11 protein-coding genes are annotated in these 14,797 nt (G+C 70.0%); 8 read left to right on the top strand and 3 right to left on the bottom strand.

The genetic code is table 11. The annotated features are described in order from the left end of the window. Positions 1-3: 3 nt before the first annotated feature. Positions 4-126, top strand: a complete 123-nt coding sequence (locus VF330_RS42080; protein ID WP_414675393.1) for a proprotein convertase P-domain-containing protein — start codon at positions 4-6, stop codon at positions 124-126. Between the two features lie 21 nt (positions 127-147). Next, positions 148-1,677 (top strand): S8 family serine peptidase, encoded by a 1,530-nt coding sequence (locus VF330_RS17785; protein ID WP_330852730.1) that lies wholly within the window; start codon positions 148-150, stop codon positions 1,675-1,677. 56 nt (positions 1,678-1,733) lie between these two features. Here VF330_RS17785 and VF330_RS17790 read toward each other — a convergent pair whose 3' ends face one another. After that, the gene (locus VF330_RS17790) at positions 1,734-3,539 is read right to left on the bottom strand and encodes a trypsin-like serine protease (RefSeq protein WP_330852731.1); all 1,806 of its coding nucleotides are present in this window, start codon (positions 3,537-3,539) and stop codon (positions 1,734-1,736) included. Positions 3,540-3,674: 135 nt separating this feature from the next. Then, positions 3,675-5,183 (bottom strand): phospholipid carrier-dependent glycosyltransferase, encoded by a 1,509-nt coding sequence (locus tag VF330_RS17795; protein WP_330852732.1) that lies wholly within the window; start codon positions 5,181-5,183, stop codon positions 3,675-3,677. A 118-nt stretch (positions 5,184-5,301) separates the two neighbouring features. On the opposite strand from VF330_RS17795, the gene VF330_RS17800 reads away from it, so the two are divergent. The 5 genes from VF330_RS17800 to VF330_RS17820 all read left to right on the top strand — a co-directional run bounded on the left by VF330_RS17800 (position 5,302) and on the right by VF330_RS17820 (position 10,821). Continuing rightward, positions 5,302-6,273 carry a serine hydrolase domain-containing protein gene (locus tag VF330_RS17800; RefSeq protein ID WP_330852733.1) on the top strand — a complete coding sequence of 324 codons (972 nt, stop codon included), beginning with the start codon at positions 5,302-5,304 and terminating at the stop codon, positions 6,271-6,273. Between the two features lie 21 nt (positions 6,274-6,294). Continuing rightward, positions 6,295-7,485 carry a DNA polymerase IV gene (gene dinB / locus VF330_RS17805; protein WP_330852734.1) on the top strand — a complete coding sequence of 397 codons (1,191 nt, stop codon included), beginning with the start codon at positions 6,295-6,297 and terminating at the stop codon, positions 7,483-7,485. Between the two features lie 78 nt (positions 7,486-7,563). Continuing rightward, the gene (locus VF330_RS17810; protein WP_330852735.1) at positions 7,564-9,222 is read left to right on the top strand and encodes a discoidin domain-containing protein; all 1,659 of its coding nucleotides are present in this window, start codon (positions 7,564-7,566) and stop codon (positions 9,220-9,222) included. A gap of 43 nt (positions 9,223-9,265) precedes the next feature. Continuing rightward, positions 9,266-10,345: a dihydrodipicolinate reductase gene (locus VF330_RS17815; protein ID WP_330852736.1), complete on the top strand. Its 1,080-nt coding sequence runs from the start codon at positions 9,266-9,268 to the stop codon at positions 10,343-10,345. Beyond that, complete coding sequence (locus VF330_RS17820; protein ID WP_330852737.1) at positions 10,342-10,821, top strand: carboxymuconolactone decarboxylase family protein; 480 nt, start codon at positions 10,342-10,344, stop codon at positions 10,819-10,821. The genes VF330_RS17815 and VF330_RS17820 overlap by 4 nt, the downstream gene beginning before the upstream one ends. 29 nt (positions 10,822-10,850) lie before the next feature. Here the strand turns inward: VF330_RS17820 and VF330_RS17825 are convergent, their stop codons facing one another. Next, positions 10,851-12,476 carry a GMC oxidoreductase gene (locus VF330_RS17825; protein ID WP_330852738.1) on the bottom strand — a complete coding sequence of 542 codons (1,626 nt, stop codon included), beginning with the start codon at positions 12,474-12,476 and terminating at the stop codon, positions 10,851-10,853. 202 nt (positions 12,477-12,678) lie between these two features. Between VF330_RS17825 and VF330_RS17830 the strand changes: the two genes are divergently transcribed. Next, positions 12,679-14,577 (top strand): FAD-dependent oxidoreductase, encoded by a 1,899-nt coding sequence (locus VF330_RS17830; protein ID WP_330852739.1) that lies wholly within the window; start codon positions 12,679-12,681, stop codon positions 14,575-14,577. Positions 14,578-14,797: the final 220 nt, after the last annotated feature.

Below are 14,797 nucleotides of genomic sequence, written 5' to 3' on the forward strand. Positions count from 1 at the left end.
GGTGTGCACGAGACCTACACCGTCGACGCGTCCGCGGAGAACCGCAACGGCACGTGGAAGCTGCAGGTCACCGACGTGTGGACCTACGACGCCGGAAACATCGACGCCTGGACCCTCACGTTCTGACGACGCCCGGAAGGACCTGTCATGCGACGCACCACCTGCGGGCTCGCCGTGCTCGTCACCGCCACCGCCGTCCTGACCACCCCCGCCCAGGCGGCTGAGGCCGACTTCGTCCGGGCCAAGAACCCCGCGCCCGGCGGCAGCTTCATCGTGTCCCTCAAGCCGGGAGCGAGCGTCTCGGCGTCCGGCTCGCTCGCCCAGAAGTACGGCGGCACCCTCGACGCCGTGTTCTCCCACGCCATGCGCGGTTTCCAGGTCAAGGACCTGACCGAGGCCGCCGCGCGCAGGCTGGCCGCCGACCCCGCCGTCAAGGCCGTCTACCAGGACGGCACGGCGCGGGCGCTCGACGAGCAGACCAACCCGACGTGGGGTCTCGACCGGATTGACCAGGCGTCGCTGCCGCTGGACAAGAAGTACACCTACCCCAGCGGCGGCGCGTCGAACGTGACCGTCTACGTCACCGACACCGGCATCAAGACCTCGATCGCCGACTTCGAGGGACGCGCGTCCGTGGGCGCCGACTTCATCGAGGACGGCCAGAACGGGCAGGACTGCTCGGGCCACGGCACGCACGTGGCCGGCACGGTCGGCTCCAAGACCTGGGGCGTGGCCAAGAAGACGAAGCTGGTCTCGGTGCGCATGCTCGGCACGAGCTGCAGCCTCAACGGCCCGGACTCGGCCGGTGTCAAGGCCATCGAGTGGGTCACGGCGAACGCCAAGAAGCCCGCTGTCGTCAACGCTTCCTGGACGTTCGACACGGCGGACATCGGCAACGACGCCATCGCCGGGATGCTCGCCTCCGGCGTGCAGATGGCCGTCGCGTCGGGCAACAGCTCGACCGACGCCTGCTCCACCGGTCCCGCCAAGATCGCGGCACTGATCACGGTGAACGCGACCTCGTCCAACGACGCGCGTGCCTCGTTCTCGAACTACGGCACGTGCACGGACATCTTCGCCCCCGGTGACAACATCACCTCGCTGGGGCTGAACGGCGGCAGCGCGACCATGTCCGGCACGTCCATGGCCACCCCGCACGTCGCGGGGGTCGCGGCCCTGTACCTGTCGGCGAACCCGTCCGCGAGCCCCCAGGCCCTGCGCGACGCGCTGGTGAACGGCGCCACCTCCGGCAAGGTCACCAACCCCGGTGCCGGTTCGCCGAACAAGCTGCTCTACAGCGGTTTCCTCGGCGGTGGCCCCGCACCCGAGTGCGGTCCCGGCACGAACGGCGACGACGTGTCCATCCCGGACAACGGCACAGCGGTCTCGTCGTCGGTCACGGTCTCGGGCTGCACCGGCAACTCCACGGCCTCGGCCACCGTCAAGGTCGACGTCAACCACACCTACACCGGTGACCTGGCCATCGACCTGGTCAGTCCGTCGGGCAGGTCCTACAGCCTCAAGAAGGCGGGCGGCGCGTCGTCGTCCGCCGGGGTGCACGAGACCTACCAGGTCGACCTGTCCTCCGAGGCGCGCAACGGCACGTGGAAGCTCCAGGTGAAGGACGTCTACACCTACGACGTCGGGAACATCGACTCCTGGACGCTGACCGTCTGAGAACGCGAATGCGGGGTGTGGCCGCGGAAGCAGCCACACCCCGCATTCGCGCGTTCCTAGCGGGTGACGGTCAGGGTGAACGTCGTCGTGCCGGTCTTGCCGTCGGCCGAGGTGGCCCTGATCGTGATCGGGTAGGTGCCGGGCGGGGTCGAGAAGTTCGTGAAGACCCAGACGTTGCTGGAGCCGCCCTGCCCGACCGTGGCCGGGTTGAACGAGAGCTGGGCCCCGGTGGGAACGCCGGTCGCGGTCAGCGTCAGGTTGCCGGTGCCACCGGCCGCCTTCACCACGGTCTGGCCGAGCAGGCCCTGCCGGACGGTCGCGGACGACGGCGTCGCGGTCACGGTGACGTCACCGCTCGGCGGTTCGGTGCCCTCGACCGTGAGCGAGACCGTGGTCGTGGCGGTCTTCCCGCCCGCGTCCGTGCCGGTGACCGTGATGCTCGACGTGCCGGCGGTGGCGGTGGTGGAGACGTCGAGCGTGAGCTTGGCCGAGCCGCCGGCGCCGACCGAGGTGGGCTGGAAGGCCGCCTTCACGCCGCTCGGGACGTTCGACGCGCTGAGATTGATCGTCTGGCCGCCACCGGTGGTGGTGATGGTCGTCGAGACGTACTTCCCCTTGGCCGCCTTCACACTGCTCGGCGACGCGGCCAGCGTGAAGTCGCCGGGCTGCGGGTCGCCGCCACCGGTGACGGTCAGGGAGTACTTGCCGGAGGCGGTCTTGCCGCTGGAGGTCGTGCCGGTGACGGTGACCTCGTAGGTGCCGTTCGGTGCCGACGAGCTCGCGTCGAAGGTGACCTTGGCCGAGTTGCCGGTGGTGACCGACGTCGGCTGGAAGACCGCCTTCACCCCGCTGGGCAGGCCGCTGGCGGACAGCGTGGCGTTCTCCGCACCGCCGGACCCGGCCGTGGTGGTGATGCCGGTCGACAGGGACTTGCCGGCCGCGACCGAACCGCTGCCCGGCGCGACCGTCAGGCCGAAGTCACCGGCCGGGGGCTGCTCGCCGACCTCGGTCCTGACCCAGTCGCCCATCTCGTTGTCGAGACGGCCATAGATCGAGTACCACTTGAAGTCGGACCGGCTCCACGACGCGACGCCGTAGACCTTGCCGTCGAGGACGAGCGGGCCGCCGCTGTCACCGGGCAGGATCGTGGTGCGGCCGTCGGAGTACCCGGCGCAGATCATGGTCGCCGACTTGAAGCCCGCGCCGACGCCCTGGCAGACGCTGTCGCCGTTGACGACCGGCAGGCTCGCCTTGTCGAGCGTGACGTCCTGCGAGGTGTCGTTGAAGTCCTTCTTGCCGTAGCCGAAGCCCAGCCCGGTCCTGCCCGGCGCCGCACCGCCGGCGTCGGCGGAGGTCGCGAACTTCGGGTACGCGGCACCGCCCTTGAGCGCGATGTCGCGGTCCACCGTCACGACGGCGACGTCGAAGCCCTGGTCGAAGTTGACGTACTTCGGGTGCTTCTTGTAGCTGACGACGTTGACGGCGAAGCCGGACCCGTTGCCGTTGTCGTAGTCCTTGAGGTCGTCGAGCCCGTAGACGAACTTCTTCTCCCCCTCGGCGTCCGCGCAGTGCGCCGCGATCAGGATCTTGCGCGGCGCCACGACCGTGCCGGTGCAGGTCTGGCCCTGCGGCCGGGAGCCACCGGCGCGGATGCCCGCGACGATGCCGGGGAACTCGCCGACGGTGGCGTTCTGCCCGCCGGCGAACATCGGCGAGGCGTCGCCCAGGTTCGCGGGGACGGTGTCCCCCAGGTAGTTCGCGGCAGGGGCGTTCTTCTGCGGTGCGGCGTCCGCGACGCCGAGCGGCGTCAGCACCGTGGCCGCGACCAGGGCCAGCAGGCCCCAGGAGCGTGTTCTCGTCACGTTGGTTCCTCTCCGGATCTCTGAACGGCCGCCTCAGAGCAGGGACGGCGGTCGTTCGCTGCGGATCACTCTCGGAGCAGCGCCGGGGAGGAACAATCAGGGACGGCATCCGTAGGGGTACGGAACTTTCTCCCACTACGACCTGCGGAAGATCGTGATGCTGTGGCCGACCACGTCGATCGGCGTGCTGGTGTCGAGCAGCGCCTGGAGGTGGTCGTCGGCCTTCGCGATGGCGGTGTCCGAGACGACGAGCAGCCCGTGCACCTGGTCGAGCGGTGCTTTCCGCGGGTCCTCGGCGTGGATCCCGTAGTACTCCGGCACTCCCGCGCCCTTGTAGACGAGCCACAGCCGTTCACCGGAGTGGCGCCGCAGCCGCTCGGCGAGCCTGCCGAGGTCCTGGCCCCAGTCGACGTTCGAGTCGTGCAGGTGCAGGTGCGTCTTGGACGGGCCGCCGAACACCTCGTTGGAGTACGGCAGGTAGTACGGGAACGTCCACAGCGAACTCGCCGCGACGAGCGCCACCGCGGGCACGGCGAACCGCCGGTCCGCCGCGAACGCCGCCGCGACCGCGAGGAACATCGGCACGAAGATCGCGTACCGCACGCCGAGGTCGCGGTTGCCGGTCATCGCGGCGGCGAGCAGCACCCCCGCGGGCAGCAGCACGTACAACGCCTGCGGGCGCCGGACGACCGCCGCGGTCCCGGCCGCCCACAGCAGGAGCGCGCCCAGCGGTGTCTTCACCAGCAGCGCCGCCGGCAGGTAGTACCAGTGCGAACCCTCGTAGTGCACGCCGAACAGGTAGCCGCCCCACACCCGGTCCTCGAACCCGAACTGCAGCCGCAGCCCTTCGACGTACGGCTGCGGGAAGACCTGCGTCGGATCCACCACCGCGTAGGACGCCCACACCACGGCCGCGGCGACCAGCGACAGGACGGCGACGAGCTTGATCCGTCCGCGGGCGTGCCAGGCGAGGAACAGCACCACCGGCACCACCGCGAGCGTGTTCGTCTTGGTCGCCAGCGCGGCCCCGAGCGCGAGTCCCGCGAGCGGCAGGTAGCGGGCGTTCTCCCTGGCCCGCCACAGCAACCAGACCGCCGTCAGCACGAACCCGGCCGCCGGCACGTCGAGCGTGGCCAGCGACCCGTGCGCGATGAGGTCCGGCGAGAACGCGTACAGCGCGAGAGCCACGACGGCACCGACGTTGCCGGTCAGGTCGCGGGCGAACAGCAGGACGACGAGCCCGAACAGCAGCGTGAGCACGATGATCGGCAACCGCGCCAGCAGGAGCAGGTGCTGCGCGTCGTTGCCGGACTCGTAGAGCAGGTGGCGGCCGAACTCGGTCTGGTCGCCGCGGAAGTCGTCGTCGTGGTGGAGGTCGGCGAACGCGAGCCCGGCCGCCATGACCAGCTTGCCGAGCGGCGGGTGCTCCCGGTTGAACCGCAGGCTGTGCTGCTCGAGGTAGGTGGCCGCCGCGCCGAGGTAGACGGGCTCGTCGACGGTCGGGGTCTGCTCGACCGCCGTGGTGACCATCGCGATCGCCATCTGCGCCAGGAGCACGAACGCGACCAGCGGGAACAGCCAGCCGCGCCGCGCCGGGGCGGACGCGGTGGCTGCGCCGGGCGGCGCGATCGTGGCGAGCGACAACCGACGGGTCCTTCCTCGTGTTCCGGTACTCCGGAAACGGGATGCCCGGCCGTTCGGTTGTCAAGCATTCGCGGAAATTGGGTCGAAAGTACCTCTGTGCGGGGTCTAGCCTGCGCGAATGCCGTTGGGAGACATCGAGAAGATCGCCGGGGAGACCGGCTTCTCCGGCGTGGTCCACGTCGACCGCCGCGGTGAGACCGAGCTCGCGCAGGCCTACGGGTTCGCCCACCGCGCGCACCGGGTGCCCAACACCGTCGACACCCGGTTCGGGATCGCCAGCGGTGGCAAGGGTTTCACCGCCCTGACCGTGCTCTCGCTCGTGCGCGAAGGCGTGCTGTCACTCGGCACGGCCGCCCGCGAGCTCCTCGGCGACGACCTCCCGCTCATCGCCGGCGACGTCACGGTCGAACACCTGCTCACGCACACGTCCGGCATCGGGGACTACCTCGACGAGGAAGCCGGCATGGACGTCGACGACTACTTCATCGGCGCCGCACACGTGCTGACGACCACCGAGGCGTTCCTGCCACTGCTCGACGGCCATCCGGCGAAGTTCCGGGCGGGCGAACGGTTCGGCTACTGCAACAGCGGTTTCGTGGTTCTCGCGCTGCTCGCGGAACGGGCGTCCGGGCGCGGCTACCACGACCTCGTCCGCGAACGGGTGCTGGAGCCGTTCGACCTGATCCGGACCGGTTTCCCGCGTTCCGACGAGCTGCCGGGAGACGCCGCGGTGGGCTACCTCGACGGTTCGGACCGCACCAACGTCTTCCACCTGCCGGTGCTCGCGAACGGGGACGGCGGCATCTACACCACCGCGGGCGACATGGTGAAGTTCTGGCACGCGCTGTTCGCGAGCGACCTCGCCGACGAGGTGCGCAGGCCGCGCCGCCACGTGCCGGAGGAGTCGCTGCGGTACGGGCTCGGGTTCTGGCTGCACGAGACGAGCGACGTCGTGATCCTCGTCGGGTACGACGCCGGCGCGTCGTTCAAGTCCACGCACGACCCGCGCACCGGTGTCACGACGACAGTGCTGTCCAACACGGCTCCCGGGGCATGGCCGATCGCACGTGTCCTAACGACACTGTTCTGAACGGGTGAGCGATGCGAACATGTGTTCGTGAGCACCCCGATCCTGCACGCCGACCTGGACGCGTTCTACGCGTCGGTCGAGCAGCGGGACGACCCGCGCCTGCGCGGCAGGCCGGTGATCGTCGGCGGCGGGGTGGTGCTGGCGGCGAGCTACGAGGCCAAGGCGTTCGGGGTACGCACGGCGATGGGCGGCCGCAGGGCGAAGCAGCTGTGCCCGCACGCGATCGTCGTACCGCCGCGGATGTCGGCGTACTCGGCCGCGAGCAAAGCGGTGTTCGAGGTCTTCCGCGACACGACGCCGCTGGTCGAGGGCCTGTCGATCGACGAGGCGTTCCTGGACGTCGGCGGCCTGCGGCGGATCGCGGGCCCGCCGGAGGTCATCGCCGCACGGCTGCGGGCACGCGTGCTGGCCGAGGTCGGGCTGCCGATCACGGTCGGGGTGGCGCGGACGAAGTTCCTCGCCAAGGTCGCGAGCGGCGTCGCGAAGCCGGACGGCCTGCTGGTCGTGCCGGCCGGCGGTGAGCTCGACTTCCTGCACCCGCTGCCCGTCGAACGGCTCTGGGGCGTCGGCGAGGTGACGGCGGCGCGGCTGCACGGCCTCGGCATCCGGACGATCGGTGAGGTCGCTGCGCTGGACGAGAGCGGCCTGGTGTCCCTCATCGGCCGGGCGGCGGGCCGGCACCTGCACGCGTTGGCGCACAACCACGACCCACGTCCGGTCCACACAGGACGGAGGCGGCGTTCGATCGGGTCGCAGCGCGCGCTGGGGCGGCGGGAGCGCACGCGGGATGACCTCGAAGCCGTTCTCGCGTCGCTCGTCGACGGCATCGCGCGACGGCTGCGCACCGGGCACCGCGCGTGCCGGACGGTGGTGCTGCGCCTGCGGTTCGCCGACTTCACGCGGGTGACGCGCTCGCTGACCGTCAGCGACCCGACCGCCGAGACCGAGGTGCTGCTGGGGGCGGCACGGCAGCTGCTCGACGCCGCCATGCCGTTGATCCGCGACCGCGGCATCACGTTGCTGGGCGTGTCGCTGACCAACCTCCAGGACGACACACCGATGCAGCTCGCGCTGCCGTTCGAGGAAGCGAAGCCCGCCGCGCTCGACGCCGCGCTGGACCACGTGCGGCACCGGTTCGGCAGCGCCTCGGTCACGCGGGCGGCCTCCCTCGGACGCGATCCGGGGATCTCGGTGCCGCTCCTCCCGGATTAGTTCCGGTCCGTCAAAATATTGCGTGATCCTGTCGACATCTTGCACTCTGGAGTCGCTTCGCCGACAAAGGAGTTCGCGATGTCCCTGTCACGCCGCACCCTGCTCAGCACCGCCCTGGCCGTTCCCGCCCTCGGGATCCTGCCCGCCCCGGCCCGGGCGGCCAGTCCGCCCGGCGACGTCGTCGGCAAGGTCACCGTCGGCTACCAGGGCTGGTTCGCCTGCCGCGGCGACAGCTCCCCGATCGACGGCTGGTGGCACTGGAACAACGACTGGAGCCGCCCGCCCGCGCCGCCGAGCAGCTCGGTCGTCGCGTGGCCGGACGTCCGCGACTACGCCCGCACCTACCGGACCGCGTTCGCCGACCTCGGCGACGGACGGCCCGCCACGCTGTTCTCGAACCACGACCGGCAGACGGTCGACGTCCACTTCCAGTGGATGCGGGACACGAACATCGACACGGCGGCGTTGCAGCGCTTCAACCCGACCGGTGGCGAGGGCCCGATCCGCGACGCCGTGACCGCGCACGTCCGCGGCGCCGCCGAGGCCACCGGGCGGAAGTTCTACATCATGTACGACGTCACGAACTGGACGAACATGCAGTCGGAGATCAAGACCGACTGGACGGCCAAGATGTCCGCGTACACGTCCTCCCCCGCCTACGCCCGGCAGAACGGCAAGCCCGTCGTCTGCATCTGGGGCTTCGGCTTCAACGACCCGGGCCGCCCGTTCACCCCGGAGGCGTGCCAGGACGTAGTGAACTGGTTCAAGGCGCGCGGCTGCTACGTGATCGGCGGTGTGCCCACCCACTGGCGGCTGGAGGTCGAGGACTCCCGCAAGGGGTTCGGCGGCGTCTACCGGTCGTTCGACATGCTCTCGCCGTGGATGGTCGGCCGGATCGGCACCCCGGCGGACACGGATCGCTTCCACGCCAACGTGAACTCGCCGGACCAGGCGGAGTGCAACGCACGCGGGATCGACTACCAGCCGTGCGTCCTGCCCGGTGACCTCGGGTCGCGGCAGCGGTTGCACGGCGACTTCATGTGGCGGCAGTTCTACAACATGGTCCGCCTCGGCGCGCAGGGCATCTACGTCTCGATGTTCGACGAGTTCAACGAGGGCAACCAGATCTGCAAGACCGCCGAGACGCAGGCCGACGTGCCGGTCGGGTCCGGCTACCTCGCACTGGACGAGGACGGCACGCGCTGCTCCGCCGACTACTACATGCGGCTCACGGGTGACGGCGGCCGGATGCTGAAGGGCCAGATCGCGCTGACCGCCGTCCGGCCGACGCAGCCGTGGGTCGGCGCGCCACCGAACCCCGACACCGACCTGGCCGCCGGACGTGCCACCGCCCAGAGCTCGCAGACGCAGAACTACGGCAGCGACAACGTCGTCGACGGCGACCCGGGCTCCTATTGGGAGAGTGCGAACAACGCGTTCCCGCAATGGGTCCAGGTCGACCTCGGCAGCGCGGCGGCGGTGCGGCGGGCAGTGCTCACGCTCCCGCCGAACCCGGCGTGGGGTCGGCGTACCCAGACGTTGACGGTGCAGGGCAGCACCGACGGGCAGTCGTTCGGCACGCTCGTGGGGTCGGCCGGGTACGTGTTCGACCCGGCGACGGGGAACGCGGTGACGATCACGTTGCCCGGTACCGGAGTGCGCTACCTGCGGCTTTCGTTCAGCGGCAACACGGGCTGGCCGGCCGCCCAGCTGTCAGGGGTGCGCCTGTACGCCTGATGGGGCATTGAGAACTGAAACGTGTTCTAGTTACGCTACCCGCATGATCGCCACAGTGGTGTGGGGCACCGGAAACGTCGGCCGTTCCGCGATTCGCGCCGTCGAGGCCCATCCCGGGCTGAAGCTGACGGGCGTGGTCGTGCACGACCCGGGCAAGGCGGGCCGGGACGCGGGCGATCTCGCCGGGCTGGACCACGAGCTCGGGATCGCGGCCACCACCGACATCGACGCAGTGCTGGCCGCGAGTCCGCGCGCGGTCGTCTACGCGGCGTCCGGCGACATCCGGCCCGACGACGCCCTCGCCGACATCACGAAGGCGATCAGGGCGGGCGCGGTCGTCGTCACGCCGTCGCTGTACGCGCTCTACGACCACCGCAGCGCACCGCCGGAGTTGCGAGAACCGGTTCTAGCCGCGATCGCGGACGGCGGTGGGTCGCTGTTCGTCTCCGGTGTCGACCCCGGCTGGGGCAACGACGTGCTGCCGTTGATGGTCAGCGGGCTCGGCCACACCATCGACGCCGTGCGCTGCCAGGAGATCTTCGACTACTCCACCTACGACCAGCCCGACGCGGTGCGGTGGCTGATCGGGTTCGGGCAGCCCCTCGACTACCAGGCGCCGATGCTGATGGCGGGCGTGCCGACCATGGTGTGGGGCGGGCAGATCCGGCTGATGGCGCGGGCGCTGGGCGTCGAGGTCGACGAGATCCGCGAGACCGTCGACCGCCGCGCGCTCGACGAGACCGTGACGACCAGGACCATGGGCGAGTTCGAGGCGGGCACGCAGGGCGCCATCCGGTTCGAGGTGCAGGGCGTCGTCGACGGTGAGCCGCTGATCGTCATCGAGCACGTCACGCGCATCCACGCCTCCTGCGCCACGGACTGGCCGGTGCCGCCGTCGGGCGACGGCGCGCACAAGGTGATCATCGAGGGACGGCCGCGCATCGAGGTCTCGGTCGAGGCCGTCGACGAGGGTGAGAACCGGTCCGCCGGCGGCAACGCGACCGCGGTCGGCCGCCTCGTCAACGCCGTCGACTGGCTCGCCGCCGCCGAGCCGGGGCTCTACGACGCGCTCGACGTCCCGCTGCGGCCCGTCGCCGGAAAGCTGGGGAGGAGCAAGGGATGAACATCGACATCCCCGAGGGCAAGGACCCCATCGGGTACGTGTGGGGCGAGATGGTGCCCGGCATCGGCATGGCCGCGGCGACCCTCTCGCTGGCCGTCTACCAGCACACCACGCTGGGGCTGCGCGAGTTCGAGGCGGCGCGGCTGCGGGTCGCGCAGATCAACGGCTGCATGTTCTGCCTGGACTTCCGGACCGAACGGGACGGCGAGAAGGTCGAGGAGGAGTTCCTCGACGCGGTGACCCAGTGGCGCACCACCGACGCGTTCGACGACCGCGCGCGGCTGGCCGCGGAGTACGCCGAGAGGTACGCACTGGATCACCACGGCCTCGACGAGGAGTTCTGGTCCCGCATGACCGCGCACTACAGCCAGACCGAGGTCGTCGAGCTGACGATGAGCATCGGGGCGTGGCTGGTGTTCGGCCGGCTGAACCGGGTGTTCGGCCTCGACGCGATGTGCGTGCTGCCCAAGCTCTGAACTCCCGGCAGGACGGTAGGCGGCCGGGATCAGAAGTCGGTCGCGATGATCTTCGCGATGTTCCGCTCGGCCAGTGCGGTGATCGTGACGAACGGGTTCACCACCGTGCTGCCGGGGATCAGCGACCCGTCCATGACGTACAGACCGCTGTAGCCCTGCAGGCGCCCGTAGTTGTCGGTCGCCCTGCCGAGGATGGCGCCGCCGAGCGGGTGGTACGTGAGGTGGTCGCCCCAGATCTTGTAGACGCCGAAGAGGTCGGTCCGGTAGATCGTCCCCTCCTTCGAGTTGATCTTGTCGAAGATGGTCTTGGCCGCCGCGATCGAGACCTCCTTCCACGCGGTCTGCCAGCTGAGGTCGACCTTGCCCGTGGCCGGGTTCCAGCTGAACTGGGCCCGGTTCGGCGTGCGGGTGATCGACAGGTAGAACGACGCGTAGGTCTCGATCCCCGTCGGCAGCGGCGCGACCTCGGCGAACGCGCCTCCCGCCGCCCAGTTGTCGATGCCCAGCGTCGGGATGGACGACTGGAGGCTGCCGGTCGGGTCCCACAGGTGGTTGGCGCGGCCGCACATGACGTTGCCGTTGTCGCCCCAGCCCTTGCCGACCTCGCCGTTGAGGTTCGGCAGCGCCCCCGTGGCCTTGAGCTTCACGAGGAGCTTGCTCGTGCCGACGCTGCCGGCCGCGAAGAACACCTTCGCCGCCGTCACCTGCTTGGTGGCGATGACGTCACCGCTGGTGTTGAGCTGCTCGACGGTGACGAGGTACCCGCCGGACGTCGGCGCGACCGAGGCGACCCGGTGCAGGGGTGAGACGGTGACGCGGCCGGTCGCCCTGATCTTCGGGAGGTAGGTCTTCTGCAGGGACTTCTTGCCGAAGTTGTTGCCGTAGAGGATCTCCCCCGCCAGCGCCGACTTCGTGGCGGTGCCCGCCGCCTCCTGTTCCATGTAGTTCCAGTCGTACACGGTCGGCACGAACACGTACGGGAAGTTCGACCGCTGGGCGTGCTTCCGGCCGACCCGCGCGTACTGGTAGGCGTCGGTCGTCTCGAACCACGCCGACCGGACCAGGCTGGCGCCGAGCTCGGCGTTGGCGCGCGGGTAGAAGGTCCCGTACATCTCGTCGGGGTTGACCGACGGCAGGATCTCGGCGAAGTTCTCGCGCTTCGGCGTGACGGCCATGCCGCCGTTGACGAGCGACCCGCCGCCGACGCCGCGGCCCTGGTAGACGGTGATGCCCGCGAACTCCTCGGCGTCGAGGACACCGGTGTACTTCGGGATGGCCTTGTCGATCGGGAAGCCGAGGAAGTTGCTCAGCGGCTGTTTCGTCTTGGTCCGCAGCCAGAACGACCGCTGGTCCGGGGTGGTCGTGTTGGCGAAGACCTTGCCGTCGGAGCCCGGGGTGTCCCAGGCCATGCCCATCTCCACCATCTGCACGTCGATGCCCGCCTGGGCGAGGCGCAGTGCCGTGACGCACCCGCCGTAGCCGGTGCCGATGACCAGCGCGGGAACGACGGCCGCGTCGGCGATCGAAGTGGACGCTCGGGCCACCGGGGTGACGCCACCGAGGGCGACAGCCCCAAGAATAGAACCTGTTCCAGTAAGAAAACTGCGACGGGAGGGACCGGCTAAACCGTTGTCACACGACGTTGTGTGGTTCATTGTGATCTTCCTCACTGTGGACGCATGAGAACAAGTTATACCGGCGGTGGTAGGTCAAGTCACTACCTGGCGGTTCCGGTTCATTCGGGGAGCGCAGCGCAGGTGGCCGGTGTCCGGGACACCGGCCTGCAACCCGGACGGTCGATCAGGAGCACACGATCCGGGAATGTCCGCACACGCACGGGCGCCCGACAATCGAGCGATGCCGGTGGTATCTGAGGACGGGGACGCCAGACCGGGCGTCCTGGTGGTGGGCGCGGGGATCGCGGGACTGGCGGCGGCGCGCGCGTTGCGCGACCGGGGCCACCCCGTCACGGTCCTGGAGGCGCGGGACAGGGTCGGCGGCCGGATCTGGACCGACGCGCACGGGGTCGACCTGGGCGCGCACTGGATCCACGGCACGGACGGCAACCCGATCACCGAACTGGTGGAGGAGCTGGGCATCCCGTTCAGCTACGTGGGCGGGGACAGCGCGTACACCGGCGGTTTCGACAGCCTGGACCTGTTCGGCGCCGACCGGCGGGCGGTGGGCCACCGCTACAAGAGCCGCACGCTCGAGCTGGCCGACGAGGTGCTGCACGAGCTGGAGCACCGCGCCGCCGCGGCGCGCAGGGACGAGCTTCCGGACGTGCCGCTGGGCGAGGCGGTCCGCCAGGTCCTGGGCGGCCTCGGTCTGTCCACGGAGGACGAACAGGCCGTGCGCTACCACCTCAACGTGATCCTGCGCGAGGACGCGGCGGAGGACCCGGACAAGCTGTCGTTGAAGCACTGGGAGGAGGGCTACCTCGTCTACGGCTACGGCGACAGCACCCTGCACGGCGGCTACCAGTCCGTTGTGGACGCCCTGGCCGAGGGGCTGGACGTCCGGCTGGGGCACGTGGTCACGCGGATCGAACCCGGACGGGTGACGTCCTCGCACGGCGTGTTCGAGGCGGCCAAGGTGCTCGTGACGCTGCCGCTCGGGGTGCTCAAGGCCGCGTCCGTCGAGTTCGCGCCGCCGCTGCCGGAGGCGAAGCGGTCGGCCGTCGCCCGTCTGGGCTTCGGCACGCTCAACAAGATCGCGCTGCACTACCGCGCGCCGTTCTGGCCCCGCGAGCAGTACGTCTTCGGCTACCTGTGCCGGGACACCGACCGGTACCCGACGGTCGTCATCAGCATGTGGAAGTCGCACGGCAAGCCGGTCCTGGTGATGCTGCTCGGCGCGACGCTCGGCCGGGACATGGAGACCTGGTCCCCGCAGGAGGTCACGTCCTACGCCGACTCGGTCGTGCGGGACCTCTTCGGCGCGGACGTGCCGGCGCCCGAGGAGGTCTCCCGGACCGGCTGGTCGACCGACCCGTACGCGTTGGGCTCCTACACGTGCATCGGCGTCGGCTCGTCCTCGAAGGACATCGCCGCACTGGCCGAACCGGTGGGCGACGCGCTGTTCTTCGCCGGCGAGGGCACGAACCCGTACCACTGGGGCTGCGTGCACAGCGCCTACGAGTCGGGCCTGCGCGAGGCCGCGCGGATCAGCGGCGACCCGTCGCTCTACACGCCGCCGAGCGCGGGCAAGTCACGCCGCCAGACGCGCAACACCGACCGGATGCTGCGGTTCGTGCGGATGCGGATGAACCACCTCACCGACGTCGAGCTCGCCGAACGGGTGGCGTGCCTGCGCGAGAGCGCCGACCCGCACGGCGTGCGCCTGTTCGGCACGATGCTCGACTCCGAGCTGGAGACGCTCGCGTCGATGTTCGACGAGATCCCCTACGTGGCGGGAGACCAGCTCTTCCACGAGGACGACGCGGCGCACGGCGTGTTCCTCGTCGCCCGCGGCGAGGTGGAGGTCGACTTCGGCGGCATCTACGAACGCGCGATGCTCGGCCGCGGCGCGCTGCTCGGGCACTACGACATGTTCTTCAACGCCCGCACCACGTCCGTGACGGCGGTGGGCGACGTCGTGGTGTTCTACCTCGACCACTACCGCTACCAGAGCTTCCTGTACGCGTTCCCCGAGGTGATGATGCTGATGCTGTCCGACCTGGTGACGCGGTGGGAACAGCTGGAGACGGCGCTGGGGGCGGCGACCCTGCCGCAGGCGCGGCGCGAGACCGTCTAAGCACCTTGCCAGAAGTTGTGTCTGTAACTCGCGGAAGTTGACCTTGCCGCGAACGTAAAGAGCCCCGTCGGGTTGGATCCGGTTACCACACAGAATCGACCCGACGAGGCCTCCACCAGTATGCGCCCCGCGCATGTCTACGCCGATCTGACCCCTGCCCAGCACCTCGAGCTGATCACCGCACTGCACGGACCCTGGCGAGTCGCCGCCCGCATCGTCA

Origin of the sequence: Lentzea sp., from assembly GCF_036380075.1 — a bacterium.
In the GTDB taxonomy this organism is placed as follows: Bacteria; Actinomycetota; Actinomycetes; order Mycobacteriales; family Pseudonocardiaceae; genus Lentzea.